Here is a 21056-nt window from a genome sequence, read left to right as displayed (position 1 = left end):
GGCAAGCGAAATTGGCTTCAGGCCGGCCGTTCGCAGACGAGAACCGGCCATTCGCCGGAGCCGCGATCGAGAACGCCGAGGCCCTGCTTCCGGTACGCAGCGGCGACCGCGTCAGCCTGCTTGTCGAGAAGGCCTGCGAGAATCACCACGCCGCCCGGCGCGAGCTCGGCCGCAAAGCTCGGCGCCAGCTCGACAAGCGGCCCGGCGAGGATGTTTGCGACGATCAGGTCGAACGGAGCCCTCGCCGACAGCATCGGGGAGTCCGTTCCTTCCGCGTGGGCCAGCAGAAGCTCGCCCGCGCCGTGACCGACGCGGACCTGGTTGATGGCGGCGTTTTCGCGCGCGACATCGATTGCGACAGGGTCGATGTCGGTCGCAATGCACCTCGCATCCGGCCACAGCGCCAATGCCGCGAAGGCGAGAAGGCCGGTGCCGGTGCCTATGTCCGCGATATTGGCGAAGCGCGATCCATCGCGCTCGAGCTTGTCCAGCGCTTCGAGGCAGCCGGCCGTGGTCGCGTGCTGGCCGGTGCCGAAAGCAAGTCCAGCCTCGATCTCGAAGGCGATGGTACCCGGCGGGTGGGAGCGACACATCGGCGTGTGGACGAAGAAGCGGCCGGCCCGGATCGGCTGCATTCCCGACTGGCTCATCGTCAGCCAGTCGGCTTCCCCAAGCTGCTCGACCTGCGGCTCGCCGCGACCGAGCCCCGCGAGCAACTGAAGCTCCGATTCCTTTGGTTCACGCTCGAAATAAGCATGAAGAAGCCACTCGTCCGGCTCCGACGGCTCAGGTTCGTCGGTGACTATCACGACTGTCGATCCGTCGGCGAAAATCTCTTCAGGCTGGGGTGCGGCCTCGGCCTGGGCGCGGGAGCAGGGAATTGTCACCCGCCAGCTCACCTGACGTAGCTGGCGCCGTTGACGTCGATGTTGCTTCCCGTGGCGGAAGCCGGCGCTTCGGTGGCCAGCCATCGGATCGTTTCGGCGATCTCGTCGGTGCTTGCGACGCGACCCAGTGGGATGTCGGCGACGATCGCCGCGCCGCCGCGTCCGGCGAGATATTCCTCCGTCATCTCCGACACCGTGAACCCCGGCGAGACGCAGAAGGCGAGGATGCCTTCCGCCGCATAGCCGCGGGCGATGGTCTTGGTCATCGCGATCATTGCGCCCTTGGATGCAGCATAATGCCAGTGCTGCGGGCTGTCGCCGCGCGAGCCGGCTCGGCTTGCGACGTTGACGATCCGGCCTTCTCCGCCGCGCTTCCGAAAATGCTCGACGGCGATCCGGCCGAGGTCGGCGGACGATTGCAGGTTGATCCGCATCGTCCGTTCCCACGCGGCGTGCCAGTCGTTGTCGGACGAATCGTCGGCCACGCCTTCGTAGATGCCGGCATTGTTGACGAGCGCGTCGATGCGGCCGCCGAGCCGCTCGAGAGCGGCTTCCCAGATGTGCCGTGGCGCCTCGGGGTCCATGAGGTCGCCCGCGATCAGCTCATCGGTGCCCTTGGTGGAGTGGCCGACGACGTTGTGGCCGCGCGCTTTCAGAAGCTCATAGGTGGCCGCGCCGATTCCGCGGCTCGCTCCGGTGACAAGGATGTTCATGCGCCGCGACTAGCGCGGCGCCGTCAGATTGTCAGGCCGCAATTCCGGCGACGAACTCCTTGGTCGTCGACGTGAAGTCGGCGATCTGGTCGGAGAAGCGGCCGAAGCCCTGCTCCACCTCGTCGATGTCCTTGGCGACATTTTCGGTGTCGCTGCGGATGGCGGCGATGGTCGAGCTCATCGAATCGGCGGCAAGCGCGGTTTCGTCGACTGCAGCGGTGATCATCGTCACGGTCTGCGCCTGCAGCTCCATCGCCTGTCGGATACGGTCGGCGGACGACTGGACCTCTTCGACGGTGCCCTGGATCGAGCTGTTGGCGTCGACGGTCTGCTTGGTGGCCTGCTGGATGGCTGTGATCTTCGCGGTGATGTCGTCCGTCGCCCGCGCCGTCTGCGAGGCGAGGCTCTTCACTTCCTGGGCGACGACGGCGAAGCCGCGGCCTGCATCGCCTGCGCGAGCGGCCTCGATGGTCGCGTTGAGCGCCAGAAGGTTGGTCTGCCCCGCGATGTCGCGGATCAGGCTGAGGATCGATTCGATGGCTTCGACGTGCGCGGAAAGGGCCTGGCTGACCTTCACGGCCTGCTCGGCCTGCCCGCCGGCGCGGATCGCGACGTCGGCCGCAACTTCCACTTCCGAACGCGCATCTTCGATCGCGCGGATCAGGCCCGCGGCAGTCTGCGCTGCTTCGCGCATGGCGACTGCCGATTGCTCGGCCGCTGCCGCCACTTCGCTGGTCTTGCCGAGCATTCCGCGTGCGGAATCGGCGGTTGCGCGGGTGCGGTCGGTTAGGGTCCGCGACTGCTCCGTGCTTCCGCGAACTAGGTCGGCGACCCGGCGCTCGAACTCCTCGCTCTGCTTGCCGCGGCTGTCGGCAGCGTCGATCGCCTCCAGAAGGGCGACCTGGGCAAGGATGATGTCGGTTTCGAACTGGCCAAGTCGCTGGATGGCGGTAACGCACTTCTTCAGCTTTTCAGTGTCGTCGGCGAAGCGATCGCACAGGCGCTCGATGATGCGGTTCGACGTAGCGGCGCGTCCGGCCATATATTCGGGGACGGAGTCCTTCCGGCCGTAAATTTCGCGGCCGTACTCGGCCACTCCCTGGACCCAGGCCGCGTCGACCTTGCCAGTGTAATTCTTGGCGAAGCGCTCGGCGCGCTCCGGGCCGAACTGGGCGACGATTTCCTCGGCGACGATGTCGGCGGCGGTTTCGGTAAGGAACTGGATGTCGCGCTCGAGCGAGCCCTCCGGATTATAGGCCGTAAGGCGGGCGTTCACCTGCTCGTCGGTCAGCCGCTGCAGGTGCGCAGTGTCGCTCTTCATCGCTTTTCGCTCCGTCATTCGGTCCCCACCAAGGCAATGGAGGTGCCCCTGTTGCGCCCGCTCTTGCGCCGACAATGGTTAAGAGCCGGTTAGGAGCGCCGCGGAAGCCGCAAATCTTGCACCGGTGCGGGCGCAGTCTTAAGCGGGCTGCAGCCGAAGCACCTCGGCCCAGCATCTATTCGGGAGAATCGCCGCAATGGCAGCAGTTCGCGACCGGCCGGTATCGCCGCACCTGACGATCTGGCGATGGGGGCCGGGCATGGCTGTCTCCATCATCCACCGGATTACCGGCGCGGGCCTGACCATCGTCGGCCTCGGGGTCCTGACTTGGTGGCTGATGGCAATCGCCCAAGGTGCCGACACGTACGACGCCTTCGCGAAGCACGCCTCGGCCTGGTACGGGCTGGTCGTACTGATCGGCCTCACATGGGCCTTCTTCCAGCACCTCTTCTCCGGAATCCGGCATCTGCTGACGGATACGGGGATGGGCTTCGAGCTCAGGGGCAACAAGGCTGGCGCCGTCGCGACGATCGTTCTGTCGGTGATTGCGACAATCGTCCTGTGGGCCTGGTTGCTGGGAGTGGTGAAATGAGCCTGGGCGAAAGCGCGAGCGATATCGGCAAGGTCCGCGGAATCGGGTCCGCGCATGCCGGCGGAGTGAACTGGCTCACGGAGCGGGTGACGAGCGTCGCCTTACTGCTTCTCGGATCGTGGCTTCTCGCCTCGCTCCTGTTCCTGCCGGACCTCGGCGGGCGGACGGTTGCCGAGTGGCTTCACAACCCCAGCGGGGCGATCCCGATGGCGCTGTTCGTGGTCACTGCTTTCTTGCACGGGCTCGAAGGGCTGAAGGTCGTGGTCGACGATTATGTCGAAGGCGACGTGAACCGCTGGTGCCTCAACACCCTGTTCCTGTTCCTCGCGGTGGCTGGCGCGTCGATTGCGCTCTTCGCTCTCGGCCGGATCGCCTTCGGAGCAGCCGCATGAGCGCTGCCTACAAGATCATCGATCATACCTACGACGTCGTAGTGGTGGGCGCCGGAGGCTCCGGCCTTCGCACGACGATGGGGGCCGCCCAGAACGGGCTGAAGACCGCCTGCATCACCAAGGTTTTCCCGACGCGAAGCCACACCGTCGCTGCACAGGGCGGGATCGCGGCCTCGCTCGGCAACATGGGGCCGGACCATTGGACCTGGCACATGTACGACACGGTCAAGGGATCGGACTGGCTGGGCGACCAGGACGCCATCGAATACCTCACCCGCGAGGCGCCTGCTGCGGTCATCGAGCTCGAGCATATGGGGCTTCCGTTCAGCCGAACGCCCGACGGAAAGATCTATCAGCGCGCATTCGGCGGGATGACCCAGAACATGGGCGAGGGGCCTGCCGCGCAGCGCACGGCCGCGGCGGCCGACCGCACCGGCCATGCGATGCTTCACACGCTCTACCAGCAGAGCCTGAAGTATGACGCCGACTTCTTCATCGAATATTTCGCGCTCGACCTGATCATGGAGAACGGCGCGTGCCGCGGAGTGATCGCGCTCAACATGGAAGACGGTTCGATCCACCGTTTCCGTTCGCAGGCGGTGGTGCTCGCAACCGGCGGTTATGGCCGCATCTATTTCTCCTGCACCGGAGCGCACACGCAAACGGGCGACGGCAATGCGATGGTGCTTCGCGCCGGGCTCCCTCTTCAGGACATGGAGTTCGTCCAGTTTCACCCGACGGGCGTCTACGGCGTCGGCGTGCTGATCACCGAGGGCGCGCGCGGCGAGGGCGGCTATCTGACGAACAGCGAAGGCGAGCGCTTCATGGAGCGTTACGCGCCGAGCGCCAAGGACCTCGCCAGCCGCGACGTCGTCTCACGTTCGATGGCGATGGAGATCCGCGAAGGGCGCGGCGTGGGGCCTCAAAAGGACCATATCTTCCTCCACCTCGATCATCTCGATCCCAAGATCCTAGCGGAGCGCCTTCCGGGGATCAGCGAGAGCGCGAGGATCTTCGCCGGCGTCGATGTGACCCGCCAGCCGATCCCGGTCATCCCGACGGTCCATTACAATATGGGCGGAATCCCGACCAATTATCATGGCGAGGTGGTGAGCCCGAAGGCCGGCGATCCGGACGCGGTCGTGCCCGGCCTGTTCGCGGTGGGCGAAGCCGCTTGCGTGTCGGTTCACGGCGCCAACCGCCTCGGCTCCAACAGCCTGATCGACCTCGTCGTGTTCGGTCGCGCTGCCGGACTCCGCCTTGCCGAAGTCTGCAAGCCCGGCATCCTCCAGGAGCCGCTGGCGAAGGACAGCGCCGACCTCTCCCTCAGCCGCCTCGACCATTTCCGCTACGCCGACGGCTCGAGCCCGACTGCCGACATCAGGATCGACATGCAGCGCACGATGCAGGCCGATGCTGCCGTCTTCCGCACCGAACGGACTCTGGCCGAGGGCGCCACCAAGATCGACAAAGTTTACGGCCGGATGACCGATATTTCCGTCACCGACCGGAGCCTGATCTGGAACAGCGACCTCGTCGAAACTCTCGAGCTCGACAACCTCATCGCCCAGGCGGTGGTGACGATGCACTGCGCTTCCAACCGCAAGGAAAGCCGCGGCGCGCACATGCATGAGGATTATCCCAAGCGCGACGACAAGAACTGGATGAAGCACACCGTCGCCTGGTTCGACGGCTGGGGCGGCAAGGGCGGCTCGGTGAAGATCGACTACCGCCCGGTCCACGACTTCACGCTCACCGACGACGTCGAATACATCAAGCCGAAGGCGCGGGTTTACTAGTACCGCCCCTTTTCACCGATTGCTCACAAGTCGCTCATGGCGCTCACGCCGTGGCTGGCGCATGCTCCGCATCTCGATCGCTGATGGGGAGAATGTGACGTGGCTTTGACCGACGGACTCCGGAGCCCGGGCTTCAAGCTGTTCCTCGCGATCGTCGTCGGGCTCGTCCTGACCATCCCCCTCTTTTCGGTGTGGCTGCTGGTCTACGACCGGCAGAGCCAGTCGGAGCAGGCGAGCGCGTCGATTACCGCCGGCTGGGGCGGTCCGCAGGCGATGGCCGGTCCGCTGCTCGTCATTCCCTATCGCGCAACGGCAACCGAGACGGTCGTCCAGAATGGGCAGAGCGTAACCCGAAGCAACGAGGTGATGCGCGAGCTGACGCTGGCGCCGGAAGCCGTCGAGCTTTCCACTGCGATCAGCCCTCAGGTGCGCAAACGGTCGATCTACGAAGCGGTCGTCTATGACGCCAAAATATCGGGCAGGGCGCGCTTCGCCTTTCCGCCCGACCTGGCGAGGACGGGCGTCGATCCGGCGAAGATGGACCTAAGCCGCGCGGAACTCCGCTTCGGCCTCAGCGACCCGCGCGGCCTCGGCGCCAATCCGAAAGTCACCGCCGGCGGCACGCCGCTTCGGCTCCAGCCGGGCGGGGGAAGCGGCACCGGGCGCGGCTTCTTCGCCTGGATCGATGCCAGCGCTCTCCAGTCTGCCGCGATTCCGGTCGAGTTCGCTTACGACTTCCGCGGCAATTCCTCGGTGACCCTCGCCCCGGCAGCCGGCGACACGCGCTGGACAGTTCACTCGTCCTGGCCGCACCCGAGCTTCGCCGGCGATTTCCTTCCGTCCGGCCATCGGGTCGGCGAAAAGGGATTCGACGCCACCTACCGGATTGGAAACCTTGCGCTCGGCCGATCGCTCGCGAGCACCGGCGATCGCGGCTCGCCGGGTGCTGTCGAGCAAGTCGGTCCGCCAAGCCGGACTCCCGCAACATCGACGACGATGGAGGTCAGCGGCGCAGGCGGGCCGGTGCAGACGGCGGCGATCAGCCTCATCCAGCCGGTGGACCTTTATTCGCAGGTGAACCGGGCGACCAAGTACGGCTTCCTGTTCATCGGCTTCACCTTCCTCGCTTTGCTGATGTTCGACGTGATCGGCGGAGTCCGGATCTCCCCGGTCGAATATCTGCTGATGGGCGCGGCGCTGATCCTCTTTTTCGTGCTCTTGCTCGCTTTCGCCGAAGTGATCGGTTTCACGCTCGCCTACATTCTTGCGTCGGCGGCGATCGCCGGGCTCAACACGGCTTATTCGGCGGCGGTGCTCGGAAGCTGGCGGAGGGCCGGGTTCATCGGCGGCCTGCTCGTCGCGCTCTATGCAGTTCTGTACATCCTGCTCAGCCTGGAAGCCTTCTCGCTTCTGATCGGCTCGCTGCTGCTGTTCGCGGCGCTTGCCGGGGTGATGTACGCGACCCGGCGCATCGACTGGGGCGTGGCGCGGGCTTAGCCCAAAGCCCGATCGACTTAATGGCGTTTGATTGGCCGTGCCGGGTTCCCGACTACGGTAATGTGGGGCGGCACGTCTTTCGTCACAACAGCGCCCATGCCGACAATAGCGCCTTCGCCGATCACCAGCGGCTTGCCGGGAGCACCCTGACGTAACAGGGCGCAGGTTCCGACATAAGCAAAGTCACCGATGTGGACGTTACCGTTGCAGCAGACCTGGGCGGCGAAGGTGACGTAATTGCCAATCACGCAGTCGTGGGCGACATAGCTGTACCAGTTGCATTGAAACTGCCGCCCGATCTCGGCGTCCGCAGTCGCAAGCGTGTTTCCGCAGAGAATCGACCCTTCGCCGATCCGGATGTTCGAACCGATCCGCGCGCTGGGATCGATCAAAGTGTGTGGGACCAACCCGGCGTCCAAACAACGCTGATCGAGACGTTCGCGAATCCTGCCGTCGCCAACGGCAAGAAGGTAGCGGTCGCCACGGCTGAGGTCGTCGAGGCGAACGATGGGAAGCCCACCGCACTCGCCCTCGCTTGTGTCGTCGATAAAAAGAAGCTCGGCCTCGGGGTGTGCGAGGCGGAGCGGCTGCACTAGTTCACGGCCAAAGCCGCCAGCTCCGAAGATACCGATACGCTCGGACATAGAACCTCCTGGGAGTTCTCCTGCCGAGCCCGGCGGCAATAATGCTGAACGGCATCCGCTGCAACGCTGCCGCCTCACCCTCTTGGGCTTGTGATGCTCGTCGGCTAGAGGCTCGGCCAATGGCCGACAGCAGACCGCCGAAACGTATTTTCCCGACGTCCAAGGTCGATGCACGTGCGGCCAAGCACGTTCCGTCGGCGCCGCAGACCGAAAGCGAATCGTACAAGCTCGCGTTCCAGGACCTCGACTTCCTGCTTCGCGAGGACCTGCGCCCGGTCCGCTTCCAGCTCGAGCTTATGAAGCCTGAGCTATTCCTCCAGGAGGCCAAGGTCGCCTCGACCTTCGTCTTTTACGGGTCGGCTCGGATCCCGCACCCTGACACGGCGGATGCAGTCGTTGCCGCGGCGACCAACGACGACCAGCGCCAGGTCGCCGAGCGGCTGAAGGCGAAGTCTCATTATGTTGAAATCGCTCGGGAGCTCGCCCGGCTGGCGAGCCGCTGCGATTGCGACGAGGAAGGGATGCGCCATTTCGTCGTCTGCTCGGGCGGCGGGCCGTCAATCATGGAGGGCGCCAACCGCGGCGCTGCGGACGAGGGCAAGGAGAGCATCGGGCTCAACATCGTGCTTCCGCACGAGCAGTTGCCCAATACCTACGTCACTCCGGAACTGAGCTTCCAGTTTCACTATTTCGCGCTTCGCAAGATGCACTTCCTGCTGAGGGCTCGAGCCGTGGCGGTCTTCCCGGGCGGCTTCGGGACGTTCGACGAATTGTTCGAGCTCCTGACCCTGATCCAGACGGGCAAGGTGCGCCCTCTTCCGATCCTGCTGTTCGGCCGCGAGTTCTGGAACAAGGTTGTGAATTTCGAGGCTCTCGCCGAGGAGGGGGTCATTGCTCCCCACGACGTCGACCTCATTCGCTGGTGCGATACCGCACAGGAAGCGTGGGACTATGTCCTTCGCTTCTACGAGCTCCACCCGGAGCCGCCGCACATCCAGACGGCGCCGCCCGAATAGGCTTATTTCTGCGGTGCGGCCTCGCCGTTGCCCTTGGGATCGGCAGCGGTGTTGTTGAGCACGGGCTCCTTGGTCCCCTTCTGCCCCGGAACGTCGCCCGGCGCTGCGGCCGCAGGCTTCGCGGCGTCGCCGCCTGCTGCGGGGCTCCCTGCCGCTGCAGCAGGAGCAGCCGGAAGGGGCTTGGGCGCATCGCTATGCTGGTTGAGGAAGGCGATCACGTCGGCCCGGTCCTCGGGCTTGCTGAGGCCCGCGAAGGTCATCTTGGTGCCGGGCGCAAAGCTCTTCGGGCTCTTTAGCCATTCGCTGAGATTGTCCCAATCCCAGTTGCCGCCCTTGCTTGCCAATGCGTCCGTGAATGGGAAGCCCCTGCCCTTGCCGATCGGCTCGCCGAGCACGCCCCAGAGGTTCGGGCCGAGCTGGTTTGCTCCGCCCTTGTCGGCGTTGTGGCAGGCGGCGCATTTCTTGAATACCTGCTCGCCCTTCGCCGGGTCCGCTTTGGCCAGGTAGAACGCAATCGGCTCCTCCGCGGCCGCTCCGCCGGCGCCCTCTTCGACGACGCCCTCGATGGGGTAGCCCATCTTTTCGGGCCGTTCGGAATGGAAAGCTTCGCCGGCGACGATCGAGCCGCCGAGTGCGATGATTCCGGCGAACAGCACCCAGCCGGCGATGGTGTTGAAGCGGTCGTCCATTGAGTCCCCTGCGGCGGCAGCCGAAAGTAAGAGTTGCGGCCCTTTACGAAGCCCGCCCGTCTTCTTCAAGACGCGAGCCAGTGCTCCAGCAAAGTTCGTGCGATTGCGTGGGGCGGCGGCGCCTGGAATGCCCCGCTCGGCGCATCGGTGAGCGCGCTTGCAACCTGCTCGCGAGTGAACCAGCGCGCATCCTCGAGCTCGCCATGGTCAACCTTGAGCTCGCCGGAGAGGGCGCGCGCAGTGCAGCCGACCATCAGCGACGATGGGAAAGGCCAGGGTTGGCTGGCGACATAGGTGACGTCGGTGACCTCGATACCGGCTTCCTCCCGCAATTCACGGGCAACCGCTGCCTCGATCGTCTCCCCAACCTCCAGGAACCCGGCGAGCGCCGAATAACGGCGTGGCGGATAATGATACTGGCGGCCGAGCAGCAGCTTGCCGTCATGTTCGGCGAGCATGATGACGACGGGGTCGACGCGGGGGAAATGCTCGGCCGAGCAAGCGTGGCACCGCCTCGACCAGCCGCCGCGTACGATTTCGGTCGACGCCCCGCAATTGGCGCAGAACCGGTGTCGAGAGTGCCAGCGGGCGAGGCTCAGCGCGGTGGCGAAAAGAGGCGCGTCCTCAGCGTCGAGGCTCCCAAGTAGCGAAAAGACCGCCGGTCCGCCCGCAACGTCCGCTTGGAGCCCGCAGAAACTCGGCGTGCCGGCCCGATCGATTCCGAGGAACAGCGCCGGGCCGCTCGCTGGGCGCCATTGCAGCTTCCCCGAGCTTCCGATCGCCGGAAGCCCACCCTCCCAAACGAGCTCGCGCGCGTCGTCCCTCGCCGCGAGACCGCGAATCTTGTCCGGATCGGCGCGAAGCGAATCCGCCCGATCCAGTCCCGGTCCTGCGAAAAAAGGCTCAGGCGGCAATCTTCACTCCCGAAGACAGCACTGCGTCGACGGCTCGGCGATAGAGCGTTGGAAGGCCGGCTTGATCCAGCGAACGGATCGGCTGCCACCAGCCGTCCCCGGGCGCTTCATCCGACCGGACGATCGAGAGCTCCAGCGCGAAATGGGTGAAGACATGGCGGACCTGTGCGAGGACTTCTCGCGGCTCAGGCTTCTCGTCGGTCCAGTCCGGGCCGGGAAGCGCCGCCATCCCACCGAGCAACCCGCGGCTCGGTCTCCTTACCAGCCAGATGGTTCCGTCGCGCTCTATCCACCGGGCGATGCCGTATCGGACGGGCTTGCGGCGCTTCGCCTTCGGCTTGGGAAACAGCTCGGGGCTGCCGCTTGCAAAGGCCGCGCAGTCGCTCCGAAGCGGGCAGTCGGCGCAAAGAGGCGATCGCGGCCTGCAGATTGTAGCGCCCAGGTCCATCATCGCCTGGGCAAAGTCGCCGGAGCGTTCGTCCGGAGTTATGGCCTCCACGGCCTCGCGAAGCTGCGATTTCGTCGGGTTGGCGAGCCCCTGCAGCCGCGCGGCGACCCGCTCGACGTTCGAATCTATGACGACCGCGCGCCGGCCAAACGCGATCGCAGCGATGGCGGCTGCGGTATAGTCGCCCACGCCTGGCAGCTTCCTCAGCTCCGCTTCGGTGTCGGGGAACCCGCCGCGCTCCGCCACTTCACGGCCGCAGGCGATCAGGTTCCTGGCCCGGGCATAATAGCCGAGGCCCGCCCACTCGCCGAGAACGTCTTCGTCCGGAGCGGCGGCGAGCGCTTGCACCGTCGGCCAGCGGGCGATGAATCGCTCGAACCGGGGAGCGACGGCCGCCACCGTCGTCTGCTGGAGCATCACTTCGCTTAGCCACACCCGGTATGGATCGGGAGCCGGCGATCCCGGCGGCGAGCGCCACGGAAGCGACCTCGACTTATCCACATAATGTTGGAGCAGCCGCCCGGCGACATTGGCACGCATGCGCTGCCTATGGCATGCTCGGCGCAAATGGCGAAGAGGGTGGGAAAAAGCAGCGACAATGACGCGCCGCGCCATGGCCGTGCGCGCGCCGCCGGCGAGCTGATCGGCAATGCCGGCGGAGTCGCGTTCCGCCGCTTCGGCTTCATCCAGGGCTCCGTCGTCAGCCGCTGGACCGAGATCGTCGGCGAGCGCTACGCCAAGGTCTCCTCGCCCGAATCCATCCGCTTTCCCACCGGCAAGAGATATGGCGGAGTATTGAGCATCGTCGTCCAGGGGGCGCACGCCCCGCTGATGCAGCATCTCGCTCCGGTGATCGTCGAGCGGGTGAACAGATTTTTCGGCTATGCCGCCGTTGCAAAGCTCTCGTTCAGGCAGGGCACGCCAATGGCGCGCGAAGAGTCGCCGAAGCGGCCGCAGCTTGCGCCGGTGCCGAAGGAACTAGGAGAGGGCTTGCGCGAAATCGTCGATCCCGAGCTTCGTGCGTGCCTGGAAGCCCTTGCGGCCCGCATCGAGGCAAGCGATGGGCCTCCGGAGGTCGATTCCCCAAAACCCGACAGGATTCCAACAACTGGAGTGAACCAGTAAATGAAACCGAGCCATTTGCTTCTGGCGATAACCGCCGTCCTCGCGAGCGGAGCCTGCAACGCCGAAAAGGGTAACGACGCCGCCGCTTCAGTCGAGGATTCCGGCAAGCCGATCGCGGTAAAGCCGCCCGCCAACGGCGACTGGAGCAGCATCGTCACTGCCACCAGCGCCGGCGGCTACCGGATGGGCAATCCCAACGCGAAGATCCACCTGATCGAGTACGGATCGATGACCTGCCCGCACTGCCGGTCGTTCGACGAGAACGGGGTCACTCCGCTCACCGAGAAATATGTGAAGCCGGGCAAGATCAGCTACGAATTCCGCAATTACGTCCGCGATCCGTTCGACATCGCGGCCTCGCTGATCGCCCGGTGCAACGGCGCCAAGAGCTTCTTCCCGCTCGCCCGCGCGCTGTACAAGGACCAGCCCAACTGGGTCGCCAAGATCCAGGCTGCACCGCCCGCGCAGCTCGAGGCGCTCCAGAGCCTTGGGCCGGACAAGCAGTTCCTCGAAATTGCGAAGGTCGCCGACCTTCAGAAATGGGCGGCGATGCGCGGAGTGCCGACGGCCAAAAGCACGGCCTGCCTGACCAACCAGGCGTCGATCAACCAGCTGGTCCAGATGGATAGCGACGTAACCGCCAAATATCCGGACTTCCCGGGCACCCCGACCTTCATCATTAACGGCAAGCTGGTTGAGCTTGGGCCGGTGACGGAGGCGCAGGTGTGGCCTGCGCTCGAGTCCAAGATCAAGGCGGCGATGGGCGGATAAGGGCGCGGGAAGGGGAGAGACAGCTTGCGCATCCGTCGCCTCAAGCTCAGCGGGTTCAAGAGCTTCGTCGAACCCACTGAGCTGAGGATCGAGCCGGGCCTTACCGGTGTCGTCGGCCCCAACGGCTGCGGCAAGTCGAACCTGCTCGAGGCGATCCGCTGGGTGATGGGCGAGGGCAGTCCCAAGTCGCTTCGCGGCGACGGGATGGAAGACGTGATCTTCGCCGGCACCGCCACTCGCCCCGCGCGCGATTTCGCCGAAGTGTCGATGCTCGTCGATCGCGACAGCGATGAAGGCGAAAGCGGCGAAGGCGAAGTCACGCGGAGGATCGAGCGAGGCGCAGGCTCCGCCTATCGGATCGACGGCCGCGACGTGCGGGCCAAGGACGTGGCTTTGCTGTTCGCCGATGCTGCGACCGGTGCGCATTCCCCGGCTCTCGTCAGCCAGGGCAAGATCGCGTCGATCATCGCGGCAAAACCGACCGAGCGGCGCCTGCTGCTGGAGGAAGCCGCTGGAATTTCCGGGCTTCACGCCCGCCGCAAGGATGCAGAGCAGAAGCTTCGCGCTGCGGAGGCGAATCTGGCGCGGCTATCGGAGCTTCTGAGCGACCAGGAGCAGCGTGCGTCTACACTCCGCCGCCAGGCCCGCGCTGCGGAGCGCTATCGCCAGCTCACCGACAAGATCCGCTCGGTCGAGGCGCGGCTGGTCCATGCCCGCTGGGTCGAGGCCGACCAGGCAGCCGAGCAGGCGAGGCTCGACGCCGTGGCTGCGGAGCAGGAAGTCGAGCAGCTTCGCAGCCACATCGTGGAGCTTCGGGCCGCGCAGGAGAAAGCGGAAGGGGAACTCGGGCTCCGCCGCGGGGCGACCGCCGACGCTCGGACTCGCGGGAATGACATCGCTCACCAGCTCGCCACGGCCCGCGCCCGCCGCGACACCGTCGCCCGGCGGCTTGCGGAGCTGGAGCGGCTGGAAACGGCAACGGCCGAGGACATTCGCCGCGAAGAGGCGCTCAAGGCCGACGCTGGGAGCGCGATCGCCCAGCTGGAGGAAGAGCGGGCTGCTATCGAGAAGCGGCTGGCCGACGGCGAGGGCGAAGCCGCGCGGGTGTCCGCTGAGCTCGGCGAGCTCGAAACCCAGTCGCGCGACGCGGAAGCGGCGCTGGCCGACCTGCTGGCTCGGCAGGCGGCCATGCGGGCAGAACGGCGCGTTGCCGAAGCAGCGCTGGAAGCTTCGCGGGCACATGCTTCGCGAGTCCAGGGCGAGCGGGACAAGCTGAAGCAGCAGCTCGATTCGATGTCGGACGGCTCCGACAATGAGCGGACCAAGGGCGAAGCCGCCGCTCGAGCCGAGGCGGCAGCGAAGGCTCGTGCAAAGGCGGAAGAGCAACTGGCAGGGTCCGAAGAGCAGCGCTCGGCAGCGGCCGATGCCCGCGACGAGGCTGAAACCGAGCTTGCGAAGGCAAGGGCGGCGCTATCCGCCGCGCGCTCCGAACATGAGGCCCTGTCGCGCGCGCTCCAGCAAAGCTCGGGCTCGTCGGCGGTTGCAAGGCTGAGCGCGGAAGCAGGATATGAGAAGGCGCTTGCAGCGGCGCTCGGCGACGATGCCGACGCCGAGATCGGCTCGGACGGCGCTCGCCGCTGGGAGGGCAGCGAACCGACGGACGGCGATCCAACGCTGCCCAATGGGCTGGAATGCCTTGCCGATCATGTGAAAGCGCCGGCGGAGATGCTTCGCAGGCTCCGGCAGGTCGGAGTCGCCGAGACGGACCAAGGACAGCAGCTCGCCGTCGGCCAGCGGCTGGTGACGCGCGATGGGCGCATGCGGCGCTGGGACGGCTTCGTCGCCGAGGGCGCCGGAGCGGCTGCGGCCGAACGCCTGATCCGGGCCAACAGGCTGTCCGACCTCGCCCGCCATTTGCCGCAGCTCGAAGCCGCCGTTGCCGAAAGCGAAGCCAAACGGAAAGCCGCGCTCGATCGGCTGGAGAGGGTCCGTCAGGACGCCGACACCGCTCGATCGACCGCGCTTCTGGCCGAGCGGGAGATGCGCGAGGCCGAGCGTGCAAGCGACAGCGCGGCCGCAGCGATCGAGCGGTTGGAGGCGCAAAGGAGCGCTCTCGAGCAGCGCCTCGCCGATCTCGCTCCATTGGCGAAAGCCTCAGCCGAGGCGGTCGCCGCCGCAGAAGCAGCGTTGGGCGGTCTTGCGGATCCGGCGGAGCTAGAGGCGGAGGTTCAGCGCGCGCGCGATGCGGCGGGAGAAGCCGGCAAGGCCGTCGCCGAAAAGCGTGCCGAAGCGGCGACCCGCGCGAGGGAGACATCGGCGGCGAGGGAACGCCACTCGACCGCGGGGCGCGAACAGGCCGAGTGGCATCGCCGCCAGTCCGATGCAGAACAGAGGCTCCAGCAGGCGCGCGAGCGGCTCAATCAGCAGAAGGAAGAGCATAGCTCGCTCGAGACCGAGCCAGCCGCTCTCGATGAGCAAGTGACGGCGCTCGAGCAGGAGAGCGCGGGAAGCGAAGCCGTGGTCGCCCAAGCCGCGGCGGCCGAGCGTGAAGCAGAAGCGGCCTTGGCCGAAGCGAGTGGGGCAACTTCGGCCGCGTCCGAATCCTCCGCCTCCGCGCGAGAGCGAAGGGCGGCGGCCCAGGCACGATCCGAAGCTCAAGAGTCACGACGTGCGGAATATGCCCGGATCTGCCTCGAGCGCTTCGAATGCGTCCCGCAGCGACTTCCGGAAAAAATGGCGTTCCACCCGACTGAGGTCGTCGACCCAGAGGCCGAATCGGCGATGCTCGAGAAGCTGACCGCCGACCGCGACCGGATCGGCCCTGTGAACCTGGTCGCCGAGCAGGAGCTTGCCGAGATCGAGGGCGAGCGCCTTCGCGGAGCGGCCGAGGCGGACGAGCTCACGCAGGCGATCCACCGCCTTCGCGGATCGATCGGCAGCCTCAACCGCGAAGGCCGGGTCCGGCTGCTCGAGGCGTTCGAGCGGGTGAATCAGCATTTCCGGAGCCTGTTCACTACGCTGTTCGAAGGCGGGCAGGCGCACCTTGAACTGGTCGAGAGCGACGACCCGCTGGAGGCGGGGCTGGAGATCATGGCGCAGCCGCCGGGCAAGCGGCTCCAGTCGCTGACCCTGCTTTCGGGCGGCGAGCAGGCGCTGACGGCAATCGCGCTGATCTTCGCACTGTTCCTGACGAACCCGGCGCCGATCTGCGTGCTCGACGAGGTCGACGCTCCGCTGGACGACGCCAATGTCGAGCGTTTCTGCGACCTGCTCGATCGGATGACGCAGGAGACGGACACCCGCTACCTGATCGTCACGCACAATGCGGTGACGATGAGCCGGATGCATCGGCTCTACGGAGTGACGATGATCGAGAAGGGCGTTAGCCGCCTGGTTTCGGTCGATCTTGGAGGCGCGGAGACACTGCTGGCAGCGGAATAGCTCTGCTATTGCGAATAACTATCAATAACGATAGAGCCCCGGGCAACAGTCGCCACAGGGGAAAAAATGTCTCGTCCGTTGCTCTATTCGCTTACCGCCATCCTCGCCTGTGCCGCCGTCCCTGCCCATGCTGCGGACGGGGCTAAGGATGCGGCGGTCGACGCGTCCGCAGAAGAAGGGACGCCGATCGTCGTGGTCGGCGAGCACGTCAAATATGGCGTGAAGTCGACGAGCACGGCGACCAAGACGAACACCGACGTAAAGGACATTCCCCAGGCGATGACGACGGTCACCGCCCAGCAGATCGAGGACCAGCAGCTTCGCTCGGTCGGCGACCTGCTGCTGTTCGTTCCCGGCGCGTCCTACAATGCGGGCGAAGGCAATCGCGACACGATCGTTCTTCGCGGAAACAGTAGCACCGCGGACTTCTTCGTCGACGGCGTGCGCGATGACGTCCAGTATTTCCGCGACTTCTACAACGTCGACCGCGTCGAAGTGCTCAAAGGCCCCAATGCGATGATCTTCGGCCGCGGAGGCGGCGGCGGAATCGTCAATCGGGTCATGAAGAAGCCGAGCCTGGCCGCCTATCGCGCCTTCACCGCCTCGGCGGACAATTGGGGCGACCTGCGTTTCACCGGCGATGTCGATGTGCCGCTAAGCGGCAATGTCGGCCTGCGCCTCAACGGCTTGTTCGAGGATGGCGACAGCTTCCGTCGCCACGTCGACCTGCAGCGCTACGGCTTCAATCCCACGGTTGCAGTGGTCAGCGGCAACACCCGGATCGACCTGTCCTATGAGCATTTCCACGATCGCCGGACGGCCGACCGTGGAGTTCCGGCCGACGGCCACGAACCGATCCGGGGATTCACCCGAACCTTCTTCGGCAATCCGGACGTCAGCTTCGCGAAGGCCAATGTGGATCTCGCCACGATCGCGGTGGAGCATGACTTCGGCAACGGCTTGACCCTGCGCAACCACACTTCGCTCGGCGACTATAAGAAGTTTTACCAAAACGCCTACGGAAGCGGGTTCAACGCGGCCACCGGCCTGGTGACCTTGAGCGCCTACAACAACCGCAACAACCGGACGAACCTGTTCAGCCAGACCGATCTCGTCTGGGACAACCGGCTCGGCGGGATCGACCAGACCTTGCTGGTCGGTTTCGAGGTCGGCCGCGAGCGATCGCGCAACCGCCGCAACACCGGGACATTCGTTGGCGGGAATACGACCCCGATCACCGACCCCACGGTCGACCGGCCGGTGATCTTTGCTCCGGACGCCGACGATGCCGACAACCGCGTCAAGGTGACCGTCGCAGCGGCCTATGTCCAGGACCAGATCCGTCCGGCCGAATGGCTGGAGATCGTCGCAGGCCTTCGCTTCGACAGCTTCAAGGTCGCGGTGGACGACTTCCGCGCCGGCGGTACGGTGAGCCGTCGCGACGATCTATGGTCGCCCCGCCTCGGGCTCGTCCTCAAGCCGCAGCGCAACCTGTCGTTCTATGCGAGCTACAGCCGGTCCTACCTGCCGCAGTCGGGCGACCAGTTCAGCAGCCTGGACCCGCAGCGCGCCGCGCTGAAGCCCGAACGCTTCGACAATTACGAAGTCGGCGCCAAATGGGAAATCCTCGACGGGCTGCTCGCGACCGCCGCGCTGTACCAGCTCGACCGGAGCAACACGCGCGCATCCGATCCGCTCGATCCAACGCGCACCGTGCTGACCGGAATGCAGCGCAGCCGCGGGCTGGAGCTTGGCCTCGAGCGCAGCGTCACCAGCCGCTGGCTGATGTCGGCGGGCTATGCCCTTCAAAAGGCGAAGATCACCGAGACGACGGTTTCGGCTCCGGCGGGCCGCGAAGTCCCGCTCGTCCCGCGGCACAGCTTCTCGCTGTGGAACCGCTATGAGGTGACGAATGCGCTGGGCGTCGGGCTGGGCGTAATCGCCCGCTCGAAATCCTATGCGTCGATCAGTAACAACGTGCGCCTTCCAGGCTACGCGCGGATCGACGCTGCCGCTTTCTACAGGCTTCCCTACGGGCTCGAGGCGCAGCTGAACGTCGAGAATATCCTCGGCGCCCACTATTTCCCCACTGCGAGCAACGACAACAACATCGCGCCGGGAGCGCCGCGGACCGTGAAGCTGTCGCTAGGCTATCGCTTCTAGACGGACAGCTTTTCGGCGCGCGCCCAGATCCGCTTCATTTCATCGATGAACAGGTCGCGCGCCTCACGCCGACGCTCGGGTTCGGGCATACGAAGCAGCGCGCTCGGGTGAGTGGTCACCCAGCATTCCAGCCCGTCATCGAGCTCGATCGGCGCGCCGCGCACCTTGCTGATTGTCACTGACTTGCCGATCAGCGAGCGTGCCGCGGTGGCTCCGAGGGCCACCGTCACCGGCGGCCGTATCAACTCGCGCTCCTGCTCAAGCCAGAACTTGCACGCCTGGATTTCGCCCGCGTCCGGCTTGTTGTGGATCCGCCGCTTGCCGCGCTGGACGAACTTGAAATGCTTGACGGCATTGGTGACGTAGGTCTGGGAGCGGTCGACGCCCGCCTTCTCCAGGAGGCGGTCGAACAATTGGCCGGCGGGCCCGACGAACGGCCGGCCGGCGAGGTCCTCCTGGTCGCCCGGCTGCTCGCCGACAAACACCAGCTTCGCCTCGAGCGGACCTTCGCCGAACACGGTCTGAGTCCCGCACTTATGGAGTTCGCAGCGGGTGCAGCCGCGCGCCTCCTTGAATAAAGCCTCCCAGGAGGAGCGCAGGTTGCTCTTCGGCTCGGCGCGCCGTTCGGCGTCGAGCGCATTTCTCAGACCTTCAGCAGCGACGTCCGCCATTCTCGCTGAAACGTGCGATGTTGCGCGATGTTGCCGCGCTCAACGGGGCTGGTTACGGTCGCGGCATGAACCGCATCCTCCTCCGCGCCGCCGCCTCCATCCTCCCGCTTCTCGCAATCGCCGCCGCTCCGCCCGAGCGCGTGACTCCGATGACCCCGGACGTCGTCGCTTCGTACGATGCCGTCCTTCCGCAGGCGGACTTCATCCGGCGCGAGGCGATGGTGCCGATGCGCGACGGGACCAAGCTCTACACAGTCATCTACATGAAAAAGGGCGTGGCCAACGCGCCGATCCTGCTGTCGCGGACGCCCTATGATGCGAAGGGGAGCACCAACCGCACGTCCAGCCTCAAGGTCGTCGACAAGCTTCCCATCATGTACAAGGAGTTCGTCGAGGACGGTTACATCATCGTCCAACAGGACATCCGCGGACTCCACAACTCAGAAGGCACGTTCGTGATGAACCGGCCGATCGTCGGGCCGCTCAACACCACCGGCATTGACGAGAGCACCGATGCTTATGACGCGATCGACTGGCTGGTGAAGAACGTGCCGGAATCCAACGGCCGCGTCGGCACCATCGGCTCCTCCTATCTCGGCTTCCTCACTCTGGCGTCGGAGATCAACCCGCACGCTGCGCTGAAGGCGGCCGTTCCACAGAGCCCGATGGTAGACGGCTGGATGGGCGACGACTGGTTCCACAACGGGGCCTTCAGGGTCGGCGGCTTCGACTTCGGCCTGTCGCAAAGCACGGGCAAGGCAGACGCCGGCGCAAGCCTGCCGGTCGGCACGGGCGACGATTACGCGCGCTACCTCGAAGCCGGATCGATGGCCGACTTCGCGCGCAAGTACCGGATCGAGAACGTCCCCTTCGTCCAAAAGTTGATGCAGAACCCGGCCTATACGGAATTCTGGTCCGGTCAGGCGGTCGACAAGTGGATGGCGGCGCATCCGCTGACGGTTCCGACGATGCTCGAGGTCGGCCAGTGGGACCAGGAGGACAGTTACGGAGGCCCCGCGGTCTACAAGGCGCTCAAGGACAAATATGAAGGCAGCGGCCTTCTCCACCTGGTCATCGGCCCGTGGCGCCATTCGGGTGCGAACCATTACGGCTATGAGCTGGGCGACCTGACTTTCGCCGGCGACACCGCGTTGCAATGGCGGCGCGATTGGCTGAAGCCCTGGCTGGACCATTATTTGAAGGGCTCGGCCGACCCGAAGCACCCTCCCGTGCTTACCTATGCGACTGGCATCGACAAATGGGAGGGTTCGCCGCGGTGGCCGATGGGAACGCCGACTCCGCTGTTCCTGACGGCCGGCGCCGGAGCGACCTTCGATCGCCCCGCGGCGAGCGGTCACGACAATTATGTATCGGACCCCGCCAAGCCCGTTCCCTACCTTCCTCGGCCCATCACCGGCGCGCAATGGAAGACATGGCTCGTCACCGATCAGCGCTTCGTCGACGGGCGCACTGACGTGCTCAGTTATACCACCGCGCCGCTGACCAAGCCGGTGCACATCATGGGCGCGCCGCAGGTCGACCTGTTCGCGGCGACGAGCGGCACGGACAGCGACTGGGTGGTCAAGCTGATCGACGTCTATCCCAACGAGAATCCCGAAGGTGAGTCACAAGGCTCGAAGCGCGACATGTCGGGCTTCCAGCTTCCGATCGGGATCGAGATCTTCCGCGGCCGCTACGTCGACAGCTTCGCCCGGCCGCACGCGCTGACGCCCGGCAAGGCCACCGAATATCGCTTCGGCCTTCCGAACGTCGATCACGTCTTCCTGCCCGGGCACAAGATCATGGTGCAGGTGCAGTCGAGCCTGTTCCCGCTCTACGACCGCAACCCGCAGACGTACGTCCCGAACATCTTCTATGCGAAGTCGGGCGACTATCGCGCGGCTACGCAGACCGTCTTCCACGGCGGCACCAATGCAAGCGCCGTCTACCTGCCCATCGTGCCCTGACCGCCG

17 protein-coding genes and 1 pseudogene are annotated in these 21056 nt (G+C 65.7%); 10 read left to right on the top strand and 8 right to left on the bottom strand.

Annotated features, from left to right (window positions below; translation table 11 throughout):
• Positions 1–17: 17 nt before the first annotated feature.
• From LZ519_RS06795 to LZ519_RS06785, 3 genes are read right to left on the bottom strand one after another with little or no spacing between them, the layout of a single operon-like run.
• Positions 18–887: a 50S ribosomal protein L11 methyltransferase gene (locus LZ519_RS06795; protein WP_249867946.1), complete on the bottom strand. Its 870-nt coding sequence runs from the start codon at positions 885–887 to the stop codon at positions 18–20.
• Positions 888–895: 8 nt separating this feature from the next.
• Positions 896–1600: an SDR family NAD(P)-dependent oxidoreductase gene (locus LZ519_RS06790; RefSeq protein ID WP_249867945.1), complete on the bottom strand. Its 705-nt coding sequence runs from the start codon at positions 1598–1600 to the stop codon at positions 896–898.
• A gap of 31 nt (positions 1601–1631) precedes the next feature.
• On the bottom strand, positions 1632–2939 hold the full coding sequence (locus LZ519_RS06785; RefSeq protein WP_249867944.1) for a methyl-accepting chemotaxis protein: 1308 nt from the start codon (positions 2937–2939) through the stop codon (positions 1632–1634).
• Positions 2940–3117: 178 nt separating this feature from the next.
• Between LZ519_RS06785 and sdhC the strand changes: the two genes are divergently transcribed.
• From sdhC to creD, 4 genes are all read left to right on the top strand, one after another.
• Positions 3118–3513 carry a succinate dehydrogenase, cytochrome b556 subunit gene (sdhC, locus tag LZ519_RS06780; protein ID WP_249867943.1) on the top strand — a complete coding sequence of 132 codons (396 nt, stop codon included), beginning with the start codon at positions 3118–3120 and terminating at the stop codon, positions 3511–3513.
• Entirely contained in the window at positions 3510–3905 is a 396-nt protein-coding gene (gene sdhD, locus LZ519_RS06775; protein WP_249867942.1) for a succinate dehydrogenase, hydrophobic membrane anchor protein, read from the top strand. Before sdhC ends, sdhD begins: the two co-directional genes overlap by 4 nt.
• Positions 3902–5704: a succinate dehydrogenase flavoprotein subunit gene (gene sdhA / locus LZ519_RS06770; RefSeq protein WP_249867941.1), complete on the top strand. Its 1803-nt coding sequence runs from the start codon at positions 3902–3904 to the stop codon at positions 5702–5704. Before sdhD ends, sdhA begins: the two co-directional genes overlap by 4 nt.
• Positions 5705–5803: 99 nt before the next feature.
• On the top strand, positions 5804–7201 hold the full coding sequence (creD, locus tag LZ519_RS06765) for a cell envelope integrity protein CreD (RefSeq protein WP_249867940.1): 1398 nt from the start codon (positions 5804–5806) through the stop codon (positions 7199–7201).
• A 17-nt stretch (positions 7202–7218) separates the two neighbouring features.
• Here the strand turns inward: creD and LZ519_RS06760 are convergent, their stop codons facing one another.
• A complete protein-coding gene (locus LZ519_RS06760) occupies positions 7219–7845 on the bottom strand; it encodes an acetyltransferase (protein ID WP_249867939.1) in 627 nt (208 codons plus the stop codon).
• Between the two features lie 119 nt (positions 7846–7964).
• Here LZ519_RS06760 and LZ519_RS06755 point away from each other — a divergent pair, with 119 nt between their 5' ends.
• Positions 7965–8861 (top strand): LOG family protein, encoded by an 897-nt coding sequence (locus LZ519_RS06755; protein ID WP_249867938.1) that lies wholly within the window; start codon positions 7965–7967, stop codon positions 8859–8861.
• A gap of 2 nt (positions 8862–8863) precedes the next feature.
• Here LZ519_RS06755 and LZ519_RS06750 read toward each other — a convergent pair whose 3' ends face one another.
• The 3 genes from LZ519_RS06750 to LZ519_RS06740 all read right to left on the bottom strand — a co-directional run bounded on the left by LZ519_RS06750 (position 8864) and on the right by LZ519_RS06740 (position 11452).
• Positions 8864–9550: a c-type cytochrome gene (locus LZ519_RS06750; RefSeq protein ID WP_249867937.1), complete on the bottom strand. Its 687-nt coding sequence runs from the start codon at positions 9548–9550 to the stop codon at positions 8864–8866.
• Positions 9551–9615: 65 nt separating this feature from the next.
• Positions 9616–10464, bottom strand: coding sequence for an NAD(+) diphosphatase (gene nudC, locus LZ519_RS06745; protein ID WP_249867936.1), 849 nt, complete (start codon positions 10462–10464; stop codon positions 9616–9618).
• Positions 10454–11452: an A/G-specific adenine glycosylase gene (locus tag LZ519_RS06740; protein WP_249867935.1), complete on the bottom strand. Its 999-nt coding sequence runs from the start codon at positions 11450–11452 to the stop codon at positions 10454–10456. The genes nudC and LZ519_RS06740 overlap by 11 nt, the downstream gene beginning before the upstream one ends.
• Before the next feature lie 27 nt (positions 11453–11479).
• Between LZ519_RS06740 and LZ519_RS06735 the strand changes: the two genes are divergently transcribed.
• The 4 genes from LZ519_RS06735 to LZ519_RS06720 all read left to right on the top strand — a co-directional run bounded on the left by LZ519_RS06735 (position 11480) and on the right by LZ519_RS06720 (position 18412).
• Positions 11480–12037 (top strand): DUF721 domain-containing protein, encoded by a 558-nt coding sequence (locus LZ519_RS06735; RefSeq protein WP_249867934.1) that lies wholly within the window; start codon positions 11480–11482, stop codon positions 12035–12037.
• Positions 12038–12808: a thioredoxin domain-containing protein gene (locus LZ519_RS06730; RefSeq protein WP_249867933.1), complete on the top strand. Its 771-nt coding sequence runs from the start codon at positions 12038–12040 to the stop codon at positions 12806–12808.
• A gap of 24 nt (positions 12809–12832) precedes the next feature.
• Positions 12833–16249, top strand: a complete 3417-nt coding sequence (locus LZ519_RS06725) for a chromosome segregation SMC family protein (RefSeq protein ID WP_249867932.1) — start codon at positions 12833–12835, stop codon at positions 16247–16249.
• A gap of 66 nt (positions 16250–16315) precedes the next feature.
• Positions 16316–18412, top strand: a complete 2097-nt coding sequence (locus tag LZ519_RS06720) for a TonB-dependent receptor (RefSeq protein WP_249867931.1) — start codon at positions 16316–16318, stop codon at positions 18410–18412.
• Here the strand turns inward: LZ519_RS06720 and LZ519_RS06715 are convergent.
• Positions 18409–19035: pseudogene (locus LZ519_RS06715) on the bottom strand (UdgX family uracil-DNA binding protein); the annotation flags it as partial. The gene LZ519_RS06720 and the pseudogene LZ519_RS06715 sit on opposite strands and share 4 nt — an antisense overlap.
• 113 nt (positions 19036–19148) lie before the next feature.
• On the opposite strand from LZ519_RS06715, the gene LZ519_RS06710 reads away from it, so the two are divergent.
• Entirely contained in the window at positions 19149–21050 is a 1902-nt protein-coding gene (locus LZ519_RS06710; RefSeq protein WP_249867930.1) for a CocE/NonD family hydrolase, read from the top strand.
• Positions 21051–21056 lie beyond the last annotated feature (6 nt).

The organism is Sphingomonas anseongensis (genome assembly GCF_023516495.1).
In the GTDB taxonomy this organism is placed as follows: domain Bacteria; phylum Pseudomonadota; class Alphaproteobacteria; order Sphingomonadales; family Sphingomonadaceae; genus Sphingomicrobium; species Sphingomicrobium anseongensis.
Note: the sequence above shows the minus strand (reverse complement) of the source record. Positions and strands in the feature narration are given on the sequence as shown.

Bases quoted from the DNA above. Each gene is read 5' to 3' on its own strand.
- LZ519_RS06785 (WP_249867944.1), bottom strand. From the start codon at position 2,939: ATGACGGAGCGAAAAGCGATGAAGAGCGACACTGCGCACCTGCAGCGG.
- LZ519_RS06750 (WP_249867937.1), bottom strand. From the start codon at position 9,550: ATGGACGACCGCTTCAACACCATCGCCGGCTGGGTGCTGTTCGCCGGA.
- LZ519_RS06755 (WP_249867938.1), top strand. From the start codon at position 7,965: ATGGCCGACAGCAGACCGCCGAAACGTATTTTCCCGACGTCCAAGGTC.
- LZ519_RS06720 (WP_249867931.1), top strand. From the start codon at position 16,316: ATGTCTCGTCCGTTGCTCTATTCGCTTACCGCCATCCTCGCCTGTGCC.
- LZ519_RS06735 (WP_249867934.1), top strand. From the start codon at position 11,480: ATGGCGAAGAGGGTGGGAAAAAGCAGCGACAATGACGCGCCGCGCCAT.
- sdhD (WP_249867942.1), top strand. From the start codon at position 3,510: ATGAGCCTGGGCGAAAGCGCGAGCGATATCGGCAAGGTCCGCGGAATC.
- sdhC (WP_249867943.1), top strand. From the start codon at position 3,118: ATGGCAGCAGTTCGCGACCGGCCGGTATCGCCGCACCTGACGATCTGG.
- LZ519_RS06760 (WP_249867939.1), bottom strand. From the start codon at position 7,845: ATGTCCGAGCGTATCGGTATCTTCGGAGCTGGCGGCTTTGGCCGTGAA.
- sdhA (WP_249867941.1), top strand. From the start codon at position 3,902: ATGAGCGCTGCCTACAAGATCATCGATCATACCTACGACGTCGTAGTG.
- LZ519_RS06790 (WP_249867945.1), bottom strand. From the start codon at position 1,600: ATGAACATCCTTGTCACCGGAGCGAGCCGCGGAATCGGCGCGGCCACC.
- LZ519_RS06730 (WP_249867933.1), top strand. From the start codon at position 12,038: ATGAAACCGAGCCATTTGCTTCTGGCGATAACCGCCGTCCTCGCGAGC.
- LZ519_RS06740 (WP_249867935.1), bottom strand. From the start codon at position 11,452: ATGCGTGCCAATGTCGCCGGGCGGCTGCTCCAACATTATGTGGATAAG.
- LZ519_RS06710 (WP_249867930.1), top strand. From the start codon at position 19,149: ATGAACCGCATCCTCCTCCGCGCCGCCGCCTCCATCCTCCCGCTTCTC.